Here is a 25,087-nt window from a genome sequence, read left to right on the forward strand (position 1 = left end):
TTTCTTTTTATAAAGAAAATTATTTAATTATCATGTATTTATCAACCAATCCTTGGCTGATAGACATATCGTTAAAATTTAAAAAGTTTTTTCAGCTCTTCGCCAACGGCCTTTTCTGTTTCTTTTTTGACTTGATCTTCAAGCTTAGCGCTCAACATTTTTTCAATATCTTGACTGTCTTTTTGCAACGACAATTGTTCGCCCAACAGCCCCTTCAGTTGCTGATTGATTGGACCGAGTTCTTGTTCCAGTCGAGCATTCAACTCTTGTCTCAGTTGCGTTTTGACTTGAGCCACTTCCTTGTTCAAAGCTTTGTTAAACGCTTTTGACAGCAACTGATCCAAATTCGACTTCGCGCCAATATCAGGAGAGGTCACACTGCCTGTGATATCGGCCTTCACATTAAATTGATTCACTTCTTTAAAAATAGGCGCAATATAACGTGAGACGTCATCAGACTTCGACCCTGACACGACCATATCCACCTTTTGATACTCTAAATTAATCAGTGCATCCACTTTATCCAACCCAACCAAGGACACTTGACCGGCCGCATCGACCACCGCTTGGTTCATTGTCACGGGTAAAGTGTCATCTTTTAAAATAGCCCACTGCTTAATCTGGTACGCTGGCCATGAAAAATCAGCTTGATTGACCGGTGCTCCCGGCGTCACAAAATTACTCTGCCCTTTAATGCTTAAGGCATTGGGTTGCCCTTTTGGAGTCGCTTTAACATTAAACAAAATAGGCAATTTCGAGGACGGATGATCAAACGTAACCTGAGTCGCTTTTGCCTCTAAACGCCCCCATTTCATATCACCCGAAATATCCACTCGCTTAATAATAAAATCTGGTTGCGGATCATATTCCTTAAAAGCGACTTCCTCGCCTAATGCGCGCTGCGGAGCCTGAGCTTTTGCCTTGGCCTCTTCTGCCGCTCTTTCGGCTTGCATCGCTTTGAGCTTAGTAATAAACGGCTCTGCTTTGCGATACCATTTCAACCCGGTGTCAGTCCATTGTTGAATCTGGGGGCCAAATAACAAATACGTCACATTCGACAAACCTGTCTGGTTCATCGCATATTTATCCATCAGACGATTGAAATCTTTCTGCGGCATCGATTTTAATGCCGCTACCTGTTGTTGAATTTTCGGCAACTGCGTTTGCAACAATTGACTGGCTTTCTCAATCGATTGTTTTTTCCCTTCCAATTCAGATTTCAGCTGCTCAAACGCCTCTTTTTTAGCCGCGAAATTTTTATAATCACTTAGATCGCCTTGCGTTAATTCATTCAAACGTTTTTGGTAAGATTGCAAAGTTTGATCACTCGGCAAATTGTCTTGTAATTTTGCCCAAGTCTGCTCAACGTCATTTAACTGGCGTTCAATGTCATTCGCAGTTTCCACGGTCTGCAACGATTCACGCTTCAAAATCTCATCCGGGTTCGGCAAAGCCATCTTCGGTAGCGCAATTCCTGTGCTCTTTTTGGCTTCCTGTGCGTCAGCGGCAGCCTCTTTCTTTATTTTTTTAGGCAAGGCACCGGAGGTTTTCCGAGGTTGATGTAATGCCAAGTCGTTAAAAAAAACATCTTCAATTACTGTACGCCCCACCACCAAATGATAAAAATTCAATGATGCTCCAACCCGTTTGATCTCCAAAATATTTTCCATCGGATGTTCCGGATCCGTAATTTGTAGGTTTTGGACGCCCAGTTCCAAAGGCATTAATCCTAAGTCTAAACTGCCGATTTCAATTTTAGCGCCCCAGGCCTGGGAAGCATAATGCTCAAGTTGATTTTTCAAAACCAACGTAAAACTGAAATACCCTAACGCCAAAATGGCAGTGATTAACGCCGCAAAAACACCCAGGCCTGACCATCTAATCCAGCCTTTCGGAGATTTAACCGACTCTTTAGATCCAGCCGTGAGGGTATCGTTTGTTTGCTTTTCTGCACTCATTTCATCACCTCCGATAAAAAGCCAGCGCCTTTTGCCCCTTTTAAAACACGGATGATTTTAAATTTATTCACCCAGGTTAAGAAACGAGCTCGATAGGTTTTGACCAGTACCAGGAATAAGAAAAATGCTGGCAGGCTTAAAAGATAAGCGGTCAATACGCTGCCCATTACGATGGAGTTATTAAAGTGCAAAATACGCCAAAAGGCATTGTTATACATCTCTGTGAACATAGGCTGCAAACTTTCTATGTGCAAAACCCACAGACCCACTTGGTTGAATACCGGATCCAACAAGTACGCCAACCCACTAAAGAAAAGAGTGGACACAATCACGGCAGACAGATTGACTCTCAAAAGAAAAACCAAAGCCAATGTGAGCAGGTTATGCGGGAACAACAAAGGGGTCAGCCCCAGAATCATCCCCAGCACAAACGACAACGCAATTTGGCCGGGATATTGATTCGCATTTAATGCTTTGAACAGTTTAATCAACAATGACATGCATTCTCCTAGTCCACTTTTTAGCGGGGGTTTAACTCATTTCCTGTGGATCAACATCTAGCGACCAACGAACTTTCTTGGCTTGGTTGGACGTATACAACTGCGTTTCAACCTGAGCCAGCCATTGATGTAAAAAACCACGATGTGCACCTTGTAACAACAACTGATAACGGTATCGTCCTTGACGTCGGAGCATCGGAGCACTCACCGGCCCAAACACCTCCAACCCCTGTAATGCTTCCACTTTAGTACTTTCAGAATCATTTACTGATAAATACGAACGCAACAACGACATTTTAGCAAAGTTCAACGCACTTTTAACATCATTTAAGAAAGTCCAACCCGCATTTGGATCTACCGCCTCGGCTCGCAATAGCACCTGATATTGATAAGGCGGCAAATCCGCCTGTTCACGCCCCTTCAAAGCTTCTTTCGCGAATGCTTCATATCCTTGCTCCACCAACACTTTCAGTAACGGATGCTCAGGATGATGTGTTTGAATCACAACTTGTCCGGGCTTTTCTCCTCGCCCGGCTCGACCGGAGACTTGAACCACTAATTGTGCCATACGTTCGACCGCTCGAAAGTCACAACTGAACAAACCTTGATCGATATCAAGTAACCCGACCAAAGTGACCTTTGGAAAATGATGTCCTTTTGCCAACATTTGGGTACCGATGAGAATATCCGCATGCCCTTGACTGGCCTGTTCTGTCAGGGCCATCATTTGCCCCTTATTACGCGTGGTATCTCGATCCACTCGTAATGTTTTAAAATCAGGAAACCATTGCTGGACTAAGGCTTCTAACCGCTCTGTGCCCTGCCCGATCTTGGTAAACGAAGCCGACCCACAACTTGGGCAATCCAACGGGGCTTTTGTCTGATAGCCACAATGGTGACAACGCAGTTCATTGACTTGTTGATGAAAGGTCATATTCGCATCACAGCTTGGACAAGCTGCTTGCCAACCGCAATCATGGCACATCAGCACCGGTGCAAACCCACGACGATTCAAAAACAACAGCACTTGTCCGCCCGCCTTCAAATGCTTTTCCATTAGTTCTCTTAAAGGTTCGGAAACACCTTCCTCTTCAACTTGCCCTCGAACATCCAACAACTGAACTTCCGGCATTTCAGCCTGACCGGCTCGCTGTTTTAAGTGCAGATGTCGATAACGTCCGCTTAAGGCATTATGAAGAGTTTCCAAAGAAGGCGTGGCGGATCCTAATACCACAGGCACATTTTCTAATTGCGCCCGACGAACTAGGCAATCCCGAGCTGAATAACGAAAGCCGTCTTGCTGTTTAAAAGACAAGTCATGCTCTTCATCCATAATGCATAACCCTAATTCAGCAAAGGGCGTAAAAATCGCTGAACGCGTTCCCAACAAAACATTTACCTGGTGGGTTTTCACCAATGACCAGGCGCAGTGACGCTCTTTATCATTAAGACCGGAGTGCATGACCGCAACGGGCGCCTGCAAATAAGCTTCAAACCGCTTAACCGTTTGCGGGGTTAACCCGATTTCGGGTACCAACACCAACACCTGTTTCCCTTGTGCGATGACCGATTCAATCATGCCAAGGTACACCTCGGTCTTGCCACTGCCCGTCACCCCTTCGAGCAAAAATGCATCAAAACCAGACGTTGCCAAAACCGTCTCCACCGCAACCTGTTGCTCGGCATTTAAAATGTGGCCAGGCCTGGCTGTTTTTTCACGCATCGGCATGGCATGCAAACAGCTTTTTTCGACTTCAGTGACCCAACCCTGTTCCTGAAATCGTTTCATAGGCAGGCGCCATTGGTTCAAAGAACGGTTTAATATGTCCGCTGTCAACGCTGTGCCTTGCGTTTGTAGCAGTTGCCATAGCGCTTTTTGTTGTGTCGCCCGTGACGATATCTGCTTCTCTGCTTCTCGCCCGGTTTCCGTCAATTGCCACGCCGGCACCCCTGCAACCTCGACCGTTTTTCCTTCTCTTAATCGTTTCGGCAGCGCTGTTTGTATCACATTGCCAATCGGCTCATGATAATAATGACTGGCCCAATTCAATAATGCCATTTCCTGTGCAGAAAAAATTGGCGTTTCATCAATCACGGCTTCAAGTGCTTTGAGTTTTTTAGAATCAACCGCAGCGTCCTCGCTCATTGCCATCACGATGCCAACCAAAGATTTATTACGAAAAGGAACTTTGACCCGCCCCCCAATCACAGGTAAAAAAGAAGAGGTCGGCTCTGTCGACTCTTCAGGTTCTAAGTCCAACGCCAATGTCTCGGTCTTGTAGTCGGCTGTTTCAGCTTGAATACGATAATCCAAAGGGGATAAGAAAGGACCTGGCACGGCTACTTTAACGAACATAAGAAGGGAAGAGTCCTTAGAAAAATTAAGCTTTAATGGGCTTCATGATACAAAGCGACTTTGCAAACAATGTGCAAGCACATTATTGTAACCCTATCAGATGATGAGTCCAACAATCCTGATTGAAAAAGACGCCCAATCAGATCGTCTTGAGAAAAGTTGTCATACGGTCCCGGCTTCCGCTAAACTTTTGTCTAGATTCAATAAGGAAGACTCCATGATTCATTCTAAACTCATTCATTTGCTCGTTGGCGTAGTTTTAAGTTTAACGCCTTTTTATGCACAATCCGAAAACGCTCAACCCGCCACGAAAGAAAGTATCCAAACCCTGATGCAAACCACCGGGGCGGAAAACATGGCACAACAAATGGCCACCCAAATCATTCCCATGCTCAAAAAACTGGTGCCGGAAGCGCCTGATCGTTTTTGGGACGATTTTTTTAAAGAAATCAATGCCGAGCAAATTAACGAATTGATTATCCCTATTTATCAAAAGTATTTAACGGAACAGGATGTTCAAGCCATCAATGCCTTTTATCAAAGCCCCGTTGGCCAAAAACTTATTCGTGTTCAACCGCAAATTTCTAAAGAATCGATGATTGCGGGTCAACTTTGGGGACAACAAATCGCTGAAAAAGTGATTGCTAAATATAAACAACAAAAACAACAGCAAGAAAAAGCGCCTGAATAACGTGGCTTTTACCGGTAAACACTTTGCATCAATCCGTGCAAAGTGTATGCTTTACAAAAATTTATTTTCACACTTAGAACAATAAAAACAGGAGCAAGCATGTCCTATCTTAAAAACTTCCCCAACCAAGAAGGGTATTTCGGCGAATTCGGTGGCGCTTTTTTACCGCCTGAACTGGAGCCGCATTTCGAAGAGATTAATCAAGCTTATTTAACGTTAGGACGTTCTGCCGATTTTTTGAATGAATTAAAGTATATCCGTAAGCATTACCAAGGTCGTCCGACCCCTGTCTATTATGCCCACAACCTCAGTCGAGAAATTGGGGCGCATATTTATATGAAACGAGAAGACCTTAACCATTCCGGTGCGCATAAGCTGAACCACTGCATGGCAGAAGCCTTGTTGGCTAAGCACATGGGAAAAACCAAACTCATTGCCGAAACAGGTGCAGGACAACACGGGGTGGCGCTAGCCACTGCCGCCGCTTACTTTGGTATGGAGTGTGAAATCCATATGGGTGAAATTGACATTGCCAAAGAAGCGCCCAATGTCACTCGCATGAAGTTACTTGGAGCGAATGTCGTGCCGGTTTCTTTTGGTGGTCGCAGCTTAAAAGAAGCGGTTGACTCCGCATTCCAATCCTACGTGCCTCAAGCTGACACAGCGTTATTCGCCATTGGCTCCGTAGTTGGCCCGCACCCTTTCCCAATGATGGTGCGCAACTTCCAATCGGTTGTTGGTTATGAATCTCGCGAACAGTTTTTGGAAATGGTCGGCGAATTGCCTGACCAGGTCGGTGCCTGTGTTGGAGGCGGTTCCAATGCGATGGGCATGTTTGCCGGCTTTATCGATGATGAAAACGTAACGCTCAATGGGGTCGAACCGCTCGGAAAAGGCACCAAGCTTGGTGAGCACTCTGCCACCATGACGTATGGCAAACCAGGCATGATCCATGGTTTCAAGTGCATGTTACTTTCGGATGAGGAAGGAAATCCCGCACCAGTGCATTCAATCGCCTCTGGTTTAGATTATCCAGGCGTCGGTCCGGAACATTCACACCTCAAAATGGAAGGTAAAGTGAACTATCACGGCGTCACTGATAAAGAAACGCTGGATGCTTTCTACAAACTATCGAGCAAAGAAGGCATTATCCCTGCACTAGAAAGTTCTCATGCGGTTGCATGGGCGATGAAACATGGACAGGAAAACCCAGGCAGTACGATTCTGATCAATCTATCTGGCCGAGGGGATAAAGACATCGACTATGTCACGGAAAACTTCGGCTTCGGTGAAAACTTGTAGCCTCCTTTCTTCAAAACGGATTAGGCAAGAACCACTTGTCTAATCCATTCTCTCCCTGTCAACAAGTTACCAGCTTTACACTAAAACCTCTTATAATAAGCTGATGCAGACTTCCTCATTCCCCATCGTCATTGACGGCCAACTTTTGCCAGATAAAGCGCATGCTTTGGCACAGCAATTAAACATTCCTCTAATGTCCCCTTCCAATACCGAAAAGGACAAGCCGGTGATGAAACTGGGGTGGTGGCAAGACGGTAAAAAATCAGGCGATGACATCGGTGAAACAGATTATAAACTGGCATTATTTCCGCCCAACACCGGGCCGGTATATGTCGACTTTGTTACCGGCAAAAAAAATCATCGCCGTCAATTCGGTGGCGGGAAAGGCCAACCGTTGGCTCGTGCTGTACTGGCGGCCGAACACCCTACCATCATAGACGCCACTGCAGGCATGGGAGGGGACGCCTTTGTCTTTGCCAGCCTCGGTTGCCAAGTCACTATGATTGAACGTTCGCCCATCATTGCCGCATTATTGCAGGACGCATTAAATCGAGCCCAACAAAATGATACACCCGAAGAAATCCAAGAAATAGTCAGCCGGCTCAGCTTAATCAATGACGATGCCACCCAATATTTAACGAATCAGACACCGATCTGTGATGTGGTGTACCTTGATCCGATGTACCCGGAAAAGAAAAAAAGCGCCGCTACCAAAAAAGACATGCAAGCTTTGCAACATCTGGTTGGTCCAGACATGGATAGTGAAACCCTTCTCAAGGCGGCACTCCATGTTGCGCAAAAACGGGTTGTTGTCAAACGTCCCAAAAACGCCCCCACATTAGTGGGAATCCAACCGAATGCTTCCATTCAAAGCCCCAACACGCGTTATGACATTTACGCCATCAAAGCGCTAAAAGCAGCTGGCAAACTTTAGCACTTGCATCTCTTTCTTGGGCACGGTATGTTGTTAGCTCGGCTCGATTAAACTCAAATTCGGAGAGGTCATGCGGTTACGGTATTGGTTAACAAGAGCGACAGCATTATTAGGCGTTTTCCTGCTCAATGGATGCACCCAAGTACCTGAAGGGGTCACTCCCGTCAGTCCGTTTCAGCTCCAATCTTACTTAGGACGTTGGTATGAGGTTGCCCGACTGGACCATTCTTTTGAAAAAGGGTTAACCGAAGTAACAGCAACCTACTCTCGCCGAGAAGATGGCGGTGTTAAAGTCATAAACCGTGGTTGGAATAATGAAAAAAACAAATGGAAAGAAGCGATCGGAAAAGCTTATTTTCTGGGTTCGGAAAATGTTGGCAGCTTAAAAGTGTCTTTTTTCGGTCCTTTCTATGGCGGTTACCATATTGCCAAGTTGGACTCCGACTACCAAATGGCATTGATTGTCGGTCCTTCAAAAGACTATGCCTGGATTCTATCTCGACAAAAGCACCCGACCCAAACACAATGCGATGTCTATTTTAAGGCAGCGCAACAGCTTGGCATTAATCAAGAGCAATGGATTCAAGTCCAACCTTGTCGATAAACAACGTTTTTAGTTTAAGGCGCTAAGCGCTGTTTAACCCATTGGTTATCTGCCAAGGTATAACAAATACGATCATGCAAACGATTATCCCCACCTTGCCAAAACTCGATTTGGTGAGGCGCCACTAAATAGCCACCCCAAAAATCTGGAAAAGGAATTTCTCCGGATTGAAACTTTTGTTTCATCTTTTCAAATTGAGATAACAATAACTGCTTTGATGAAATGACTTCACTTTGATGGCTCACCCAAGCCCCAATCTGACTGCCCTTCGGACGCGTTGCGAAATAACGCATAGACTGTTTTAAAGAAATTTTTGTCGCGACGCCCTGAATCTTAACCTGGCGCTCCAGCTCCAACCAGTTAAAGTGCAAAGCCACCTTAGGATTATGTTGAATGTCTTTGGCCTTTTGGCTTCGATAGTTGGTAAAGAAAACAAACCCATCGTGGCTGAATTGTTTGAGCAGAACCGTTCTTGTTGAGGGCTGAGTGTCTTCATTGACGGTAGACAACACCATCGCATTCGGCTCTAACAACTCTGACTTTTGTGCTTGGTGGAACCACTTTTCAAATTGCACAAACGGATTTTCATCGGTATTGTTTTCATCCAAGCCATCTTTTAAATAACGTTGTCTTAAATCGGATAAATTCAAAGTCATTAAAACGCATCCTCATGTAAAGCCTCTATCTCGACAGTTTCACCTTCGTCCACTTTGATTCGAAAATGAATCGGATGACAGCAGACACTACAATCTTCAATATAATCCTGTTCGGAAACACTTGTATCGACCAAAACCGTGATGAGTTCCCAGCAATAAGGGCACTGTATCGTTTTTTCATCCATCACCAACCCCACACCGACTTATTCCTAGCCTCTATCTTAAAATAAAAAAGGCGCTCAATGAGCGCCTTTTTTAAATAAAGAATGATCTAGTTGCTACTGCGCTCTGGCCCAAAGCGTTAAAATGACCAATCCTAAATACACCCAAATAACCACCCCAGATGAAAAGTAAGCCACACCCAGTCGAGTCCCCGACAAATTAAGTTGCTTCAGTTTTTGGTACAAAATCACACTGCTCACAATGACCGCAAGGAAATTAAAAAGGTTAAACAAATGAATCCAGCCATCTCGATGGCTTGCCAGAGGTTTCATGACTGAATCAGAATTGATCAACCAATAATACGCATTTCCTAAATCCGGCGCATAGTGAATAAAGAAAAAACTCCCAATATGACTGAGCGCCCCAATCAACATCAAGGAGCCAAAAGCCAACCCAGCTGTTTCAAACACTTTCCAAAAATCAATTTGCGTGTATCGACTGGTCAGCCACATGCCTCCCAAGGTCAAACTGAACGTCATAATGACCGCCATCAACAGCGCAACCAATCCAACCCAATCCATCATCGGAATGACGGGCATGACCATTTCTAACCAATTCCCCACTTGAAACCATGGCAGGCTCTCTTGAATCGGGCTGTGACCCAATGCATGGTGGAATCGCATGGCCATGGTAATGACTGCCAAAAGTGTAATAAAGACCCAAATGGTCATTCGGTCTAACTGTTTCACCGGTTGAATTACTTGCTTGGCGAAAGAAGACACCTTCCACTGCACGGAATCACACGCTTGCGCACAGTCCATACAAAGCGTGCAGTCCTGCATATTATTCTTTTTCTCAAATAAATACGGGCGAAGATTCCACTGACAGGCTTTCACACAATCAAAACTTCGACATGTCTGGCAATCAGACGACTGCGTTTCTAACCGGGCAAAACTGACCTTACCATAAGATTTAATCACCGATCCGATTGGGCAACCGTAGCGGCAATAATCCATATTACGATACAAATAAAACCCGACCAACGCGATCATGGTCAGTACGAGAAAATACATCGCACTGACATAAGGCACTTTTAAGAAATCCGGGAAGACATAAACCGGCACCCAGTAGCTCAAGACCAACAACCCAAGCCCCCATGAACGATGCCGCATCCAATTCGGCATCAGTTTTTGAGGCCCTATCTTATTAAGGTACTTTCCAATAAAACTGTGCGGACAGACCGCGCAGAATAGCGGTCCAAACGTCACCATCGAGACCACTAAAAAGAACGGCCAAAAGAGAGACCAAAAAATGGCCACCGTATAAGGGTTGGCCGTTTCCGTCGGATACGTGATGCCAAAATAAACCGCACTGGAAAATAAAATAAGCACAGCCATCCTAAGGGCGTTCAACATCCATGGATGACGCAAAATCGTTCCCAAAAAAGGCCAACGTAATAAATTATTTATTGCCATGATCTTTCCTTAGAGTTGGTAACGATAATTTAATTGAATGTTTCTCGGGGCGCCGGGTGTATAAGCATAGGTTCCGCGCGTATCTTTCGAGACTTCTTCGGCATAACGCATGTCAAAAACATTATTGACATTCAATTGAAGCTTATGCTTTTTCATTTCATATCCCAGCATCATATTCGATACCATCTGATACCCATCATATTTTTCGCTATTGGCATCATCGATATAATAACTGCCAAACCCTAACGCCTCCATTCGAGCTTGCCATTCATTCGATTGATACCCGACAAAAACGTTATACTGCTGTTCCGGAATAAAACGCACTTGATTACCAGAATAATCATTACCGCTGTCCTCATATTCTAAATACTGGTAATCTTGCCAAGCAGCACTTCCTCCTAGCGTCACGGAAGGCGTTAAACGATAGGAAGCGCTTAGCTCCGCACCACGCTTTTGCGTTTTCCCGGCATTCACATAATAAGTTGTCCAGCCATCTTTCACGCCAACAATCTCATCGGTTAAGTCTATCTGATACACCGCAACCGTCGTTGCCAATCTGCTTGCATTCAGCTTATAGCCCAATTCATACTGTAGTGCTGTTGACGCTTTGAGTTTATCTGCTTGACCATAAGCATAATTGGCGCTGACTTCGCTATCCGTCGGAGCCTGCTGTGCGCCACTTATTGTTCCATAAAGACGACTTTGCTTATTAAGCGCATAGTTCGCGGACACTTTTGGCGCAAACAAGTCATAACTGGCTTTATACGAATACGCTCCTTCACCGGCTTTATAACCTCCCGCTGCATAATCGAATGCATAATACTGCTGACCTGAAATGTCCATATTCAAGTGGTCATAACGTAGCCCAGCCTCCAAAGTCCAATCGGGCGAAACCGAAACCGTTTGCTGGAAATAAGCACCGCTCAATTGACTGCTTGCATCTTCTACTTGAGCCAGATCGCCTTTTTCATCAGACGAAATTTGAACAATACGCCCTGATGGAATGGTGGTGATATCACGATATTTATATTTTTTACTATCGTCTCGAATATCCGCCCGCATCGTCAGCCCGAACACTTGGCTGGCAGGTTTGCCAAAGGCTGAGTGTTGACGGCTGAACATTAAATCTGTTCCGACAACATAATTATTTTTTGAATCATTGATAAACCCGGTCACCGGGTGAAGGTGTTCCCATTTGTTGACATAGAACTGAGGGTTAAATTTAATGCCATTCCCCAGCTCTGTCTTATAACGGGTATTAAAGAACAATGTTTTACTGTCACGCGCACTGTGTGACCAAACTGACCCGGTATTGGCCTTATCATTTAAGGTTTCTCCGGTGTTTTTATAGTAAGCAAACCCATCTTCATTCAATGAGCTTGGCAATTGCATATTGGATTCTTGATAGCTGAGCTCGGTTTCTAAGGTGCTGTCATCAGCAAAAAAATGTCCTTGCTTCACCGAAAACTGCGTGGTATCGAACTGATTATGTTCACGCCAATTATTATCTGTTTGGCGACGAGAAAGCTGAACGGCAAAATTGTCATCATCTCCCGCCTGCCAGGTTTTATGAATCGCCGCATTACGGCTGGTTTCAGATCCTGCTCCCACTTTAAAATAATCTTTTGAATCATCAAATACGGAAATGGATCGGACAGAGATAACCCCGCCACTGGCATTGGCGGCTTCAATGGAACCAGGTCCCTTAAACACTTCAACCGATTCCATATCATCAATATCAATGAAGTCGAAACGTGTAAAACTATCAGGGTCCGTCATCGGAACCCCATCTCGCATAACCATGATTTCACGCACACCATAACGTGCCTTTAAACCAGCGCCTCGAATGATTAAACGAGAGTCATACCCACCGTTCTTACTCACCGCAATCACCCCGGGCATGGTTTTAATCACATCATTGATGTTACGGGCATTTTTATCTTCAATCGTTTTTCGATCAGCAACATCCACACTTTGAGACACATCTAAAGCTTTACGTTCTTCTTTGGTGGCGGTCACAGTAATGGCGTCTAACGTCGTTTGCGAAAAAGAAAAAGGGCTATACATCGCTGCTAACACAGCTAGTCCTACTTTTGAATGCTTCACTTGGTTGGTCCTCAGTCCTATCATTTTTATTTTTAGCCCTATTCACAGGCCTATTAATTTCCACTGAAATTATAGGGATAAAGCAATTTAAAACGATTGAGTAACCTTGAGAAGAGTATGGAAAACTGAAGAAAAGGTTAAGTAATGCTTGTTAGATCAGTAATAAGGGCTTTAACGCTGACGCGCATATTGCGTCAATAATCGGTCCAAATGATTGGCAAAGGCTTGACGATCCTTTTGATTCAGCGGCGGAGGCCCCCCAGTATCGATACCGCTGGAACGTAACGAGTCCATAAAATCTCGCATATTGAGACGAGCACGAATATTTTCTGTGGTATAGAGTTCGCCGCGAGGGTTTAAAGCGATTGCTCCCTTTTCAATCGCTTCGGCAGCCAGCGGAATATCGGCGGTAATGACCAGATCCTTCTCTGAAAGGCGTTTCACAATTGCATTATCGGCGATATCAAAGCCCTGTGTGACCTGTAAAAAATCAATATAAGAAGACTTTGGAATCCGCATCGTATGATTTGCCACCAGAGTCATTTGAACTTTAGCCCGTTGTGCTGCTTTAAATAAAATTTCTTTAATCACGACCGGACAAGCATCCGCATCCACCCAAATATGCATATTCATTTTTCTTTATATTGATCCAATGACCGAAATCATCTCATAAAAATAACCAGGCCTGGTCATAATTATTCAAACTGGCGCAGTTGATTGAGGAATTCAAAGCCATACCTGGCCAGTTTGCTTTCGCCCACGCCGTTGATCGCCAACAATTCCGAATCATTTTGCGGGCAGCGTTTCGCCATTTCAATCAAAGCGGCATCACCAAATACTTGATAAGCTGGGCGCTCTTCACTGTCGGCAATGTCTTTTCTCAAACGGCGTAACGTTTCAAAGCGCTCCAGTTCATCTGCCGTTAAGTCGGCTTTATTTTTCTGACCACCACGAGTTGATTTGGGCACTTTATTACGTGGCATCGCCAGTTGCAGCGACACCTTGCCCTTGAGGAGGTCTCCCGCTTTCTCGGTCAGCTTGAGCACGGAATACTGTTGGATATCCTGAACCAAATACCCCAAATGAATCAACTGGCGGATAAGACTATCCCATTCCACCACTGAATATTCCTTGCCAATGCCATAGGTGCTCAAGCTTTGGTGGTTCAGCTGACGAATGCGCTCATGCTCCATCCCTCGTAGAACATCAATGACATGACGCACCCCAAACCCTTGATCGAGCCGATAGACGCAAGACAGCGCTTTTTGCGCGGCAACCGTGGCATCAAAAAATCGTGGCGGATTCAAACAAATATCGCAGTTGCCACAGGCATGATCCGTTCTCTCGTCGAAATAATTCAATAACACACTGCGGCGACAAGATTGTGCTTCGGCAAAATCGACCATACAACTCAGTTTAAAGTTTTCAATACGACGCTGATCTTCATTCGGGTTATTCTCGACAAAATGCCTTGCGGTGACGATATCCTGTGCGCCGTAGAGCAGCAATGCTTCTGACTCTAAGCCATCTCGACCCGCTCGACCGGTTTCCTGATAATAACCTTCAATATTTTTCGGCAAGTCATAATGCACCACGAATCGCACATTCGGTTTATCAATCCCCATGCCGAATGCCACAGTGGCCACCACGATATCCACTTCATCTCGAATAAATTGCTGATGCACTGCTTGTCGAACATCTCCTGGTAATCCTGCGTGGTAGGCTTTCGCCCGATAGCCTTTATCTTGCAATTGCAAAGCCACTTCTTCAACGCGTTTTCGACTCAGGCAATACACGATTCCACTCTCTTGGTGACCTGGCCGAGCTTCCAAAAAGCTAAGCAATTGCTTCATCGGCTGTCGTTTTTCAAACACGGTGTAACGAATATTAGGGCGATCAAAACTGCTGACATGCACATGAGGTTGATGCAAATTCAAGCGCTGTAAAATATCTTGGCGGGTCGCGGCATCGGCTGTCGCGGTCAAGGCAATAAACGGAACCTGCGGGAAATAGTCTCGTAATTGACCAATTTTGCTATATTCCGGCCGGAAATCATGTCCCCATTGTGAAATACAATGCGCCTCATCAATGGCAAAGAGTGCAATGGGTAATTGTTGTAACTGTTGAAAAAACGTTTGATTCAATAAACGCTCAGGGGATACATAAAGTAAATCTAATTGTCCGGTATGCAACTGCATCAGGACCTGATCGGCAGACTCATAATCCAAGGTCGAATTATAATAAGCCGCTTTCACCCCATTGGCTTTCAAAGCACTGACCTGATCTTGCATCAATGCAATTAACGGCGAGACGACGATAGCCGTTCCTGGACGGATCAAGGCGGGAATCTGATAGCAAAGCGACTTTCCGCCCCCCGTCGGCATCAATACAAAACAATCTGAGCCCGCAACCAAATCATCGATGATTTCGGCTTGATGGGAACGGAATGCATCATACCCAAAAACGGTTTGTAAAAGGGATAAGGCATTGGTAGCTTTCGAATCGGACATAAACTCTCTATATAATTAAGAACCGTTTTAAATCGGAGCGCCAAAATAAACGATTCTCCATTAAATAACAAGTCATACTCGTGGTTTAAACCACCAATGCAATTGAGTTTTGACAGCAAATAGAGTAGGCTTGCTAAAAGATTTCACTAGGAAGCAAGCCCCATGATACTATTCGAGAACTTTCTGTCTTTAGCTCTAGAGTCAGCACCCTGGTTAGTGCTGGGGTTAGTGCTGGGTGGACTCATCAAAACATTACTGCCCATTGATTTTCTCAATAAACATTTACAAGCTAATGATTTAAGTGCCATCACCAAAGCCACTATACTTGGCGCTCCTTTACCACTGTGCTCTTGTGGCGTTGTTCCAGCAGCCGTAGGGTTGAGAAAAGCAGGCGCCTCCAAATCAGCCACGGTGTCTTTTTTAATTTCCACACCGGAAACAGGCGTTGATTCAATCAGTGTGACCTATGCATTAATGGGGCCGGTGATGGCAATTGTAAGAGCCATTAGCGCCCTTTTCTCAGCATTTTTTACCGGGCTGTTGGTACTGATTTTTGGCAAAGAACGGCCTGCAAAACATGAACAACAAGAAGCTGAGATCCCTTCGTCTTGTTGCCAAGCCGAATCTAGCCGCTGCGATTCAACACCAAAAACAACCTCTACCCGTTGCTGTGGCAGCAACGATCATTCGAGTCAAACATCATGGTTGCAAAATTCATGGAAAGGCATTCGCTACGCCTTCAGTGACATGTTAGCTGATATCGTGGGTTGGTTAACCATAGGGTTAATTTTTGCCGCCATCGTACAAACCTACATTCCGACAGATTTCTTAACCCAATGGGGCTCAGGGTTAGTGGCCATGATTATTATGCTGTTAATCGGTATTCCGATGTACGTCTGTGCCACCGCTTCAACACCTATCGCTGTGGGGTTGATTTTGGCAGGCATTTCCCCTGGCGTAGCCTTGGTTTTTTTATTATCAGGTCCCGCCACCAACATCGGCACATTGGGTATTATTTCGCAACTACTGGGACGAAAAACCATGTGGCTTTATTTAGCCGGTACCGTTTTTTCCGCTTTGGCTGCCGGCTTGGTTTTCGATGCACTGCTCGCACAATGGAACTGGAACCTTGTCACCTCAATGCAAGCTCATCATGAAACATTACCAATTTGGCTTCAAGCTTTAAGCTTGCTTATCCTCTTTTTGGCGGCACTGAAAATTTATTGGCACAAATGGTCAGCTAAATGACGTTAAACATAAAAAAAGCCCTTTTAAGTAAAGGGCTTTTTAATAAGCCAAAATAATTAGAAAGGATTACGGTTCTTGTCGTATTTCAACCAAATCATTAAAGGCGTGCCAACTGGCATAAGCCAATAACGGCATAATCACGACTAAACCAAGCCCCATCGTAGCAATCCCAATCGTCGCAAGGATGCCTAAAGTGAGAGCCCAGACCGTCATCACAGCTTTATTTTCCATGGTGACTTTATAACTCATGATCATTGCCGGAATAAAGGCCACTTTTTCATCTCGCAACATTAATGGCATCGTGACCACACTGATGGTAAAAACCAATGCCAAAACCGCGGCCCCCAATAGGAAAAAACCACTCATAAAGACCATGCCTGCTTCAGACGTTAAGAATCCCAACATCCCTTCGCTGGTATCAACAATTAACAGCGCTTCTGATCTTGCACCCCCTGCGATTACAATTGCCATCATTAACCAAAAACTTAAAATTCCCCCAAGCGTTAAGGCAAATAAGGCTATATTGGAACTATTGCTTCGCCATGCAAAAAGAGACGAGATTAAATCCGGAGATAAGCCTTTTTCTAGTCGATAGGCAAGGTAATACAACCCCATCGCAAGAAATGGCATCACAAAAATAAAGGTCGCGCCAGCGATTAACATCAACGGTGGAGCCCCTCTAAAAAAGGCCATCGTTAACATAATAATAAGCATCGACGCCAAGCCATAAAATAGAGAACCGAGTGGCGCACGAGCCATATCCTGCCAGCCCTTTATGAGCCAATCCCCTATTTGGTGAAGTTGAACTTCATGCGAAATCAAGACTTCGCCCTGTGGCATATCACTATAATGTCGGTGTGAATGAACTGTACTGACATGTGCCATAACACCCTCCTTATAATTCGACATAAATATCTATATAAAACAATATCTTAATGAAATTGCTTTACAACTAGTTCGATTTTAAAAAAATTAATCTCTCAGTAACAATGAAATTTTGTAAGGGTTTAAAGCGAGACAGATAACAAATATTAATACATGCCTGCTTTTTCTTGATCGCACTGGCAAGCTAATTGCTTTATGATGGCTAACCAAAAATAGATGGATAATTTCAATATGGCTTTTATGAACTATAACAAACCCAGTATTTTAAGAAAGATGCTGCTTGTATTCCTCGGCTTCGGCTTTTTTATGGGCATTTCATTTCCATTGTTTGCTAACTTATTTGTTGAATGGAAAGAAGGTATGCTGGCATGGTTCGTCCTCTCTTGTATCATTGCCGGGATCAGCATCGGGGTTTTCAATTATTGGTTATTGAACTACATGCTGTTAAATCGTTTAAAACGCATCGGTGAAGTGGCGAATGCGATCAGTAATAATGATGTCTCGCATAACTGCAGCCTCATCAGTTTCGACTTTATTGGCGACATGGCCAACAGCTTTAACCTGATGTCAGAAAACCTTAGAAATATGATCAGTCAGATTTCCGACGTTTCAAGCCATTTAAACCAGTCTGCCAACGAAATGGTTTCGGTCACGCATGAAACTCAAAATGGCGTCAGTCGCCAACAGGAAGGGACTCAGATGGTGGTCTCAGCCATTGGCAAAATGACCAACACGGTTACCGAAATGTCCAACAACACATTTGCTGCTTCAGAAGCCGCCGAAAAAGCCAACACGGCCACCCATGATGGTTCCATGGTGGTACAGGACACAGTCAGTTCGATTCAAGCTTTGGCCGATGAAGTAGAAAAAACGGCCAATGCGATTCAGCTTCTAAAAGAAGACAGTGAAAATATTGCCACCGTTTTGGATGTGATTAAAGACATTGCCGAACAGACCAACTTGCTTGCCTTAAATGCGGCAATTGAAGCGGCTCGCGCTGGGGAAAATGGTCGAGGGTTTGCCGTGGTCGCAGACGAAGTTCGAACGCTAGCAAGTAAAACGCAAGAATCTGCTAAGAAAATTGAATCGATGATCGCCAACTTGCAGACAGCTGCTCAACAGGCAGTGGATGTTATGAATAAAGGTCGAGAACAAGCTTGCTCAAGTGTTAAAAAAGCCAACGAGGCAGGTGACTCTCTTAAACATATCGCCGCGGCTGTCAACACCATTACTGAAATGAACAACCAAATTGCCAACTCAGCGGAAGACCAACGCAAACAGACAGAAGTCGTGAATAACAGTGTCAATCAAATTAACGACATCGCGCAATCGGTGGCTCAAGGCGCTGCGAAAACCGATAATGCGAGTAAAGAAGTGGATAATTATGCCGCACAACTTTCTACGCTGATCGGTCAATTCAAAACCTACAAATAGGCCTCCTACGATAGGCCTTATGATTCTGACAGTGCCCGTTTAAGGGCACCTGTTTTTGCCTGGGGCGAACCGGTATTTTTTGCCACCAACGCATAAGCCACCGGCAGCACGAACAAACTTAACAGAGTTGAAAATGCGACCCCCCACAACAACACATAGCCTAAAATCTGACGGGTTTCTGCCCCCGCGCCCTCTGAAAACATCAAAGGAATGGTTCCAGCACAAGTCGTAAATGCCGTCATAATAATGGGCCGTAAACGTAGATGTGTTGCCGAGACCAAAGCATGATAGACCGGCACCCCTTTATCTCGTAATTGATTGGTGAACTCAACAATTAAAATCCCATTTTTAGTTGCTAAACCCAACAACATAATTAATGCAATCTGGCTGTAAATATTCAGACTTAACCCATAGAATAACAACGCATAAATGCCCCCTGCAAACGCTAACGGAACCGTCAACATAATGACAAACGGCTGAATAAAACTTTCAAACTGCGCAGCCAACACCAAAAAGACAACTAGTGTGCCAAATAAAAAGATCCAATACAGCGAACTGGTTGCTGTTTGAAATTCTTTGGACTGTCCTTTGTAATCAATTGTGGCTTCTGAAGGAAGTGTCTGACGAGTTAAATCATTTAAATAATTTAAGGCCTGTCCCAATGACAAATGATCATCCAACTTTGCAGACAGTGTAATCGCCCGTACTCGATTATAACGATTCAAACTGGACGCCGTTGCATCTTCGCTCATGGAAACCAAACTCGACAAGGGAATCATCTGTTCGCTTCCATCAGCATTGAGATAAATTTGATTCAAGTCATCAGGAGTCTTAAACCATTTAGGATCTGCCTTTAGAAGAATATCGTACTCTTCTCCATCATATTCGAATGTGGTCACCTTCTTTGAACCCAGCAAAATCTGTAATGTTTCAGTGATATCCTGATGAGAAATCCCCAATGCGCGAGCACGGGCATAATCCACTTTCAATCGAAGTTGTGGTTTGCTGGGTTCATAATCCCAATCCAAACTGTTCAACCCTGGATTGGTTTTCTCAATTGCCTGATCCATCAAGCCTTTCCATTGTTCCAATGCGTCATAACTAGGTCCCCCAATCACAAATTGCACTGGCTTCTGTATACGGCCACCAATACTCGATCGCATCACTGGAAAGGCTTTCACTCCGGAAAGGTCTGCCAGATCTTTTCGAACCGAGCGCATGATGTCAAAACCAGATCGTCGTTGTGACCAATCATTCAGCACCACAATAACAAAACCTGAGTTAAAAACCTCTCCAGACCCGAATGAACGTGGCGCTCTAACAATCAAGCGCTTTACCTCACCTTTTTCCACCAGAGGCATTAACCGATTTTCAATTTCATTCATATAACTTTGCATATAATCAAATGTGGCTCCTTCCGGTCCTTTTACCATTACAAAAAAGACGCCTCGGTCTTCTTTAGGCACATACTCTTGCGGGACTTTCTGAGAAAGGAAAACCATGGAAGCTATCACGCCTAAAAAAATTAACACGACCCAAACTGGATGACGTAAATTTTTAACCAATATTTTTTTAAACCGATGCCGTGAATGATGTCTTTTTTGACCGGTTGAGCCTGTTGTTTTAGAAGCAGACAAAATATTGGAAGCCAATGCAGGAGACAAGGTTAGGGCGACCCAGCTGGAAAAAAGCACAGCCACCGCTAAGGTAATGGCAAACTCTGAGAACAGGCGCCCCACACTCCCTTCTAAGAACCCAATCGGTAAAAAGACAGCAATCAACACCATCGTGGTCGCAATAACCGCAAATCCAACTTGCCGGGTGCCAAGGTAAGCAGCGGCAATCGGTTTATACCCCAGATCCAAATGTCGTTGTGTATTTTCGAGCACCACGATGGCATCATCCACTACCAGTCCAATCGCCAGTACCAATGCTAACAATGTCAGCAAATTGACCGAAAAACCTAGCATCCACAACACCCAGAAAGTGGCTATTAATGACACCGGCAATGTGACAGCCGGCACTAAAGCCGCACGGACATTTTTTAAAAACACCAACATCACCAGTACCACCAAGCCTAAGGCGATAAATAACGTTTTGAACACTTCATTCACAGCTTGATGCACAAAAACGGAAGCATCATAACTGTCTTCCAAGTTCAGACCTTCAGGCAAGGTCTGATTAATCAACTCCTTACGTTCGTTGGCTAGCTCGGCAACGGTCAAGGTATTAGCATTAGACTGTTTAATTATCCCGATTCCGACCATCGGCATGCCATTTCCTTTAAAGAACCGACGCCGCTCTATCGCACCCATCTGAACTTGAGCCACATCTCCCAGAGTGATTTGACCAATTTGCTTATCTTGTTTAATGACCAGTTGTTTAAAATCTTCAACGCTTTGTAGCGGTTTTTCAGCTTGCAGCGTCAACATCACGTCATCTCCCTGGAGAGATCCCACAGGCAACTCAATATTTGACGCACGAATCTGATTCTCAATCTGCGTGGGCGAAAGCCCGTAAAGGGCAAGCTTTTGTGGGTTCAGCCAAACACGCAATGCAAACGATTGTCCTCCTCCGACTCGTACACGGGCAACGCCATCCAACACGGAAAAACGATCAACAATATATCGTTCCGCAAAATCCGTGAGTTCTGGAATGGTCATACGGTCACTGGCCAAGTTAAACCAAATGATCGGACTATCATCCCCATCGGCTTTTTCAACCTCCGGAGCATCGGCCGCAACCGGCAAATTATCGGCAATCCGGGAAACGCGATCTCTAATATCATTGGCAGCGGCATCAATATCCCGATTAATGCTGAACTCTACAGTGATGTTAGATCGACCATCAGTAGATTGGGAGGAGATATACTCAATTCCCGAAACGCCTGCAATGCGATCCTCAATCTGTTTCGTTATGCGACTTTCAACCACTTCGGCAGAAGCGCCTAAGTAAGTGGTTTCAATGGAAATAACCGGCGGATCCACATTCGGATATTCCCGCAAACTCATACGATCAAAAGCCATCAACCCAAAAGCCACCAATAAGAAAGAAGCGACGGTCGCTAAAACGGGTCGCTTAATCGACGTATCAGACAACCACATTAGGGCACCTCTCTTTGAGGTACGGTTTTCTTGAGTAAGAGTTCTTGAGGCTGTCCAGACTGCATCGCTTTAATACGGACAGGTTTATTCAACGAAATTCGCATCAAGCCCTGACTGACAATAATGTCGTTTTCTCCAAGCCCTTTTAATACTTGTGTCAATTTGGCCTTTCTATCCCCCGTTTCAATTTCCACTTTCTGCAACTGGTATATTCCCGACCGTTCTGAAGGGGTTAATCGGTAAACAAACTGGCGGTCACCCAACATCAAGATGGCACTGTTGGGAATCATTAACTTGGCGTGCGGAGGCAAATGCAAAAAAGCTCGAACCATCATATTTGTTTTCAATTCTGCTTTCGGATTCGCGATAAGTGCTCTTGCCTGTATCATGCGCAGGTTTGCTTCAACTCGCGGGGAAATGGCTCGCAACGCGCCTTTAAAACGGCGCCCTGGAAAGGAAGCCGTTTCAATCTCAACTGCCTGACCAATTTTTAAATTCGATAAATATTGGCTTGGAAGCAATAAATCCAATTTCATTTGACTGGTGTCGTCCAAGCTGACAATTTTCGTTCCAGCTTGAACCAAAGCGCCTACACTTAACTGACGAAACCCAACTTGACCGGAAAAAGGCGCATAAATACGTCTGTCTGCTAACTGTGCTTGAATCACTTTTCGCTTGGCTTCGGAAGTCTTCCACAAACGATAACGCTCGTCAATTAAAGAACGCGTAACGGACCCTCGTCCTTCAATCTCTTTAACCCGGTCATATTGACGTTTCGCTTCTTCAGTCGCTTCTTTCGCCTCTTCCAGCAAAGCCAACTCTTCTTGCGAATTCAACTCCACCAGCAGCTGACTTTTGCGAACTTTTTCACCATCCTTAAAATGAATAGCCTGGACAATCTCCGTCACATTAGCAGTAATATCAACCGACTCCTTTGCATGAAGCGTTCCTAAAACTTCCAAATCAACGGGGATTTTGACGGGCTTCACACTGTATGCAATGACAGGAACAGCTTGCGATTTAGAAGAAATCGATGGGGTCGACTTAAGTTCATCAGCAAGAACTGAACTTGTCATCAAAAAAAGCCAAGCGTAATGGCCTCGCCACTTAAAAAAAACATCCAACATGTTTATTGCCTTCAAAAACAAATTACGGTAAATAATAATTTTCTATTATGACTTGAAATGCCTACGGAATATGCAAATAAAGTGGATTTACTCACCCTTGATCCCAGTAAGCGTTGTTGCCAAAACGATCGACCAGAAAATCAATAAAAGCACGCGCTTTTTGAGAAAGAAAACGATTTTGTGGATACACCGCATAAGCATGCATCATTGGAATTTTATGATCGGTTAAAAGAGGAACCAACTCACCTGTCGCCAAAGCCTCCCAAGCAATAAAGGTGGGTTCCAATACAATTCCGTGCCCGGCTTTCGCCATATTCAACAGAAAGCTGCCATTATTCGAATAGAGATGACTGGGCAAGTTCAAATGACGCTCTTTATTATCCGGCCCAATCAAGTGCCAATTCTCTGCGCCTTTCGACCCATAACGTAAAATTTTATGATGCTTCAAGTCTTCAGCCGTTTTCGGTGTGCCATGTTTTTTTAAATAACTCGGGCTGGCACACATCACAAATCGAATCGGCGCAATTTTTCGTGCCTGAATCGTTGAGTCTTTTAAATCGGTAATACGAAAAGCCAAGTCAAATCCTTCTTCAACAATATCCACTTCCCGATCTGAAAAGTCGACATGCAATGTTAAATTAGGATGTGCCTGCGTAAAACTATCCAGCGCAGGAGATAAATGTTCCAGCCCAAACGAAAGTGGCACGGCTAACCTTAAGGTACCTTCCAAACTGGCTTCTCGAGCCACCGTCATTTGATTCATTTCCGTCACCGAATCCAACACAGATAACGCTTTTTCATAATAAACTTGGCCGGCTTCGGTTAAGCTTGATTTTCGAGTTGTGCGGTTGATTAACTTGGTTTCTAATCGATCCTCCAAGTCAGCCAGTCTTCGACTCACCGCAGATTTTGCTAAATTCAATTGCTCAGCCGCCCGACCAATCCCTCCAGCCTCAACCACCCGGACAAAGACCTGAATATCTTCAAGTTGACCCATTATTTCTATACTCCTCAACACTCACCTCGAGATTGTTCTATTTTTTAGAACAGTGTTTTTGGATTTTGCTGGTTTTTTACACTCAAATCAAGCGTTAATCTATTTCATAGGATAAAGAATCTTATTGCAGACATTCAAAGGAGAATCCCATGAACGCAACCAAAGAAGTGATGATCGTGACACGCGGGATGCCGGCATCGGATGGTGCTGGCGTTCGCTTAACCCGACTCATCGGCCAACCGGAAATTCAAGATTTGGATCCATTTCTCATGTTGGATTTTTTTGAATCCGATGATCCGGATGATTATATTGCAGGATTTCCACCGCACCCACACCGCGGATTTGAAACAGTCACTTACCTGCTCAATGGTCGGATGCGACATCAGGACAATCAGGGCAATGAAGGCGTCATTGAATCCGGAGGGGTGCAATGGATGACAGCAGGAAAAGGGGTCATTCACTCTGAAATGCCCGAGCAAGAAAATGGGTTGCTTAGAGGATTTCAGCTCTGGATCAACCTGCCAGGCCATGCCAAAATGAACCCGCCGGCCTACCAAGAGTTCACACCAGACCAAGTGCCGGTTGAAACCTGGGAAAATGGCACTGAAATCCGAGTGGTAACCGGGAAAACCGAAAAAGGAACCGAAGGGCCGGTTAAAAACACTTTCGTGAACCCAACTTATTTAGACGTGAGCTTGGCGGCGGACAGTGAATTTAGCCAACCCTTAGAAACGGACAGTCACAGTTTCATCCTAGTGGTTGAAGGCAGTGTCAAAGTCGGCAACAAAGGTGTGCTTTTACAAAAAGGGATGTTGGGCATTTTGTCTAACGGCGACAGCGTTCAAGTCGATTCAGGCAACACGCCGGGACGATTCTTATTGATCTCAGGGCAACCGATTCGTGAACCCATCGCCAAAGGCGGACCTTTTGTCATGAACACGCAAGAGGAACTTCATCAAGCATTTGATGACTTCCGAAACAATCGTTTTTAAGTCGCCACTGCTTCCAATAAAAAACCGCCAGGCCTGGCGGTTTTTT

The 25,087-nt window shown here is 44.7% G+C and carries 20 protein-coding genes; 7 read left to right on the top strand and 13 right to left on the bottom strand.

Annotation, left to right across the window (positions count from 1 at the left end):
- Positions 1 to 71: 71 nt before the first annotated feature.
- Genes GHNINEIG_RS10460 through GHNINEIG_RS10470 form a run of 3 tightly spaced genes read right to left on the bottom strand, consistent with a single transcriptional unit; the run spans position 72 to position 4,814 of the window.
- Entirely contained in the window at positions 72 to 1,958 is a 1,887-nt protein-coding gene (locus tag GHNINEIG_RS10460; RefSeq protein WP_135796597.1) for a TIGR03545 family protein, read from the bottom strand.
- Positions 1,955 to 2,458, bottom strand: coding sequence for a DUF2062 domain-containing protein (locus GHNINEIG_RS10465; protein ID WP_135796598.1), 504 nt, complete (start codon positions 2,456 to 2,458; stop codon positions 1,955 to 1,957). The genes GHNINEIG_RS10460 and GHNINEIG_RS10465 overlap by 4 nt, the downstream gene beginning before the upstream one ends.
- Positions 2,459 to 2,489: 31 nt before the next feature.
- On the bottom strand, positions 2,490 to 4,814 hold the full coding sequence (locus GHNINEIG_RS10470) for a primosomal protein N' (protein WP_135796599.1): 2,325 nt from the start codon (positions 4,812 to 4,814) through the stop codon (positions 2,490 to 2,492).
- A gap of 217 nt (positions 4,815 to 5,031) precedes the next feature.
- On the opposite strand from GHNINEIG_RS10470, the gene GHNINEIG_RS10475 reads away from it, so the two are divergent.
- From GHNINEIG_RS10475 to GHNINEIG_RS10490, 4 genes are all read left to right on the top strand, one after another.
- A complete protein-coding gene (locus tag GHNINEIG_RS10475) occupies positions 5,032 to 5,505 on the top strand; it encodes a DUF2059 domain-containing protein (RefSeq protein ID WP_135796600.1) in 474 nt (157 codons plus the stop codon).
- Positions 5,506 to 5,604: 99 nt separating this feature from the next.
- Positions 5,605 to 6,807 carry a tryptophan synthase subunit beta gene (trpB, locus tag GHNINEIG_RS10480; protein ID WP_135796601.1) on the top strand — a complete coding sequence of 401 codons (1,203 nt, stop codon included), beginning with the start codon at positions 5,605 to 5,607 and terminating at the stop codon, positions 6,805 to 6,807.
- A 103-nt stretch (positions 6,808 to 6,910) separates the two neighbouring features.
- A complete protein-coding gene (locus GHNINEIG_RS10485) occupies positions 6,911 to 7,741 on the top strand; it encodes a class I SAM-dependent methyltransferase (protein ID WP_135796602.1) in 831 nt (276 codons plus the stop codon).
- 70 nt (positions 7,742 to 7,811) lie between these two features.
- Positions 7,812 to 8,345 (top strand): lipocalin family protein, encoded by a 534-nt coding sequence (locus tag GHNINEIG_RS10490; protein ID WP_135796603.1) that lies wholly within the window; start codon positions 7,812 to 7,814, stop codon positions 8,343 to 8,345.
- A gap of 14 nt (positions 8,346 to 8,359) precedes the next feature.
- Here GHNINEIG_RS10490 and pdxH read toward each other — a convergent pair whose 3' ends face one another.
- The 6 genes from pdxH to recQ form a co-directional block, all read right to left on the bottom strand.
- The gene (pdxH, locus tag GHNINEIG_RS10495) at positions 8,360 to 9,001 is read right to left on the bottom strand and encodes a pyridoxamine 5'-phosphate oxidase (RefSeq protein ID WP_223260880.1); all 642 of its coding nucleotides are present in this window, start codon (positions 8,999 to 9,001) and stop codon (positions 8,360 to 8,362) included.
- Complete coding sequence (locus GHNINEIG_RS10500) at positions 9,001 to 9,186, bottom strand: CPXCG motif-containing cysteine-rich protein (protein ID WP_135796604.1); 186 nt, start codon at positions 9,184 to 9,186, stop codon at positions 9,001 to 9,003. The genes pdxH and GHNINEIG_RS10500 overlap by 1 nt, the downstream gene beginning before the upstream one ends.
- 93 nt (positions 9,187 to 9,279) lie before the next feature.
- A complete protein-coding gene (locus GHNINEIG_RS10505) occupies positions 9,280 to 10,638 on the bottom strand; it encodes a 4Fe-4S binding protein (RefSeq protein WP_135796605.1) in 1,359 nt (452 codons plus the stop codon).
- Positions 10,639 to 10,647: 9 nt separating this feature from the next.
- A complete protein-coding gene (locus tag GHNINEIG_RS10510; protein WP_189636881.1) occupies positions 10,648 to 12,744 on the bottom strand; it encodes a TonB-dependent receptor in 2,097 nt (698 codons plus the stop codon).
- Positions 12,745 to 12,915: 171 nt separating this feature from the next.
- Positions 12,916 to 13,371 carry a YaiI/YqxD family protein gene (locus tag GHNINEIG_RS10515; RefSeq protein WP_135796870.1) on the bottom strand — a complete coding sequence of 152 codons (456 nt, stop codon included), beginning with the start codon at positions 13,369 to 13,371 and terminating at the stop codon, positions 12,916 to 12,918.
- A gap of 68 nt (positions 13,372 to 13,439) precedes the next feature.
- Positions 13,440 to 15,254, bottom strand: coding sequence for a DNA helicase RecQ (gene recQ / locus GHNINEIG_RS10520; protein ID WP_135796607.1), 1,815 nt, complete (start codon positions 15,252 to 15,254; stop codon positions 13,440 to 13,442).
- Positions 15,255 to 15,416: 162 nt separating this feature from the next.
- Between recQ and GHNINEIG_RS10525 the strand changes: the two genes are divergently transcribed.
- On the top strand, positions 15,417 to 16,502 hold the full coding sequence (locus GHNINEIG_RS10525; RefSeq protein WP_135796608.1) for an SO_0444 family Cu/Zn efflux transporter: 1,086 nt from the start codon (positions 15,417 to 15,419) through the stop codon (positions 16,500 to 16,502).
- Between the two features lie 66 nt (positions 16,503 to 16,568).
- Here GHNINEIG_RS10525 and GHNINEIG_RS10530 read toward each other — a convergent pair whose 3' ends face one another.
- Positions 16,569 to 17,387, bottom strand: coding sequence for a DUF2189 domain-containing protein (locus GHNINEIG_RS10530; protein WP_135796609.1), 819 nt, complete (start codon positions 17,385 to 17,387; stop codon positions 16,569 to 16,571).
- A 231-nt stretch (positions 17,388 to 17,618) separates the two neighbouring features.
- On the opposite strand from GHNINEIG_RS10530, the gene GHNINEIG_RS10535 reads away from it, so the two are divergent.
- Entirely contained in the window at positions 17,619 to 18,821 is a 1,203-nt protein-coding gene (locus tag GHNINEIG_RS10535) for a methyl-accepting chemotaxis protein (protein ID WP_223260881.1), read from the top strand.
- A gap of 17 nt (positions 18,822 to 18,838) precedes the next feature.
- Here GHNINEIG_RS10535 and GHNINEIG_RS10540 read toward each other — a convergent pair whose 3' ends face one another.
- The 3 genes from GHNINEIG_RS10540 to GHNINEIG_RS10550 form a co-directional block, all read right to left on the bottom strand.
- Positions 18,839 to 21,925, bottom strand: a complete 3,087-nt coding sequence (locus tag GHNINEIG_RS10540) for an efflux RND transporter permease subunit (protein ID WP_135796611.1) — start codon at positions 21,923 to 21,925, stop codon at positions 18,839 to 18,841.
- Positions 21,925 to 23,001: an efflux RND transporter periplasmic adaptor subunit gene (locus tag GHNINEIG_RS10545; RefSeq protein ID WP_223260882.1), complete on the bottom strand. Its 1,077-nt coding sequence runs from the start codon at positions 22,999 to 23,001 to the stop codon at positions 21,925 to 21,927. The genes GHNINEIG_RS10540 and GHNINEIG_RS10545 overlap by 1 nt, the downstream gene beginning before the upstream one ends.
- A 142-nt stretch (positions 23,002 to 23,143) precedes the next feature.
- Positions 23,144 to 24,049, bottom strand: coding sequence for a LysR family transcriptional regulator (locus GHNINEIG_RS10550; RefSeq protein ID WP_135796613.1), 906 nt, complete (start codon positions 24,047 to 24,049; stop codon positions 23,144 to 23,146).
- 149 nt (positions 24,050 to 24,198) lie between these two features.
- Between GHNINEIG_RS10550 and GHNINEIG_RS10555 the strand changes: the two genes are divergently transcribed.
- On the top strand, positions 24,199 to 25,041 hold the full coding sequence (locus GHNINEIG_RS10555) for a pirin family protein (protein WP_135796614.1): 843 nt from the start codon (positions 24,199 to 24,201) through the stop codon (positions 25,039 to 25,041).
- Positions 25,042 to 25,087: the final 46 nt, after the last annotated feature.

This window comes from Hydrogenovibrio crunogenus, assembly GCF_004786015.1.
Classification (GTDB): Bacteria; Pseudomonadota; Gammaproteobacteria; order Thiomicrospirales; family Thiomicrospiraceae; genus Hydrogenovibrio; species Hydrogenovibrio crunogenus.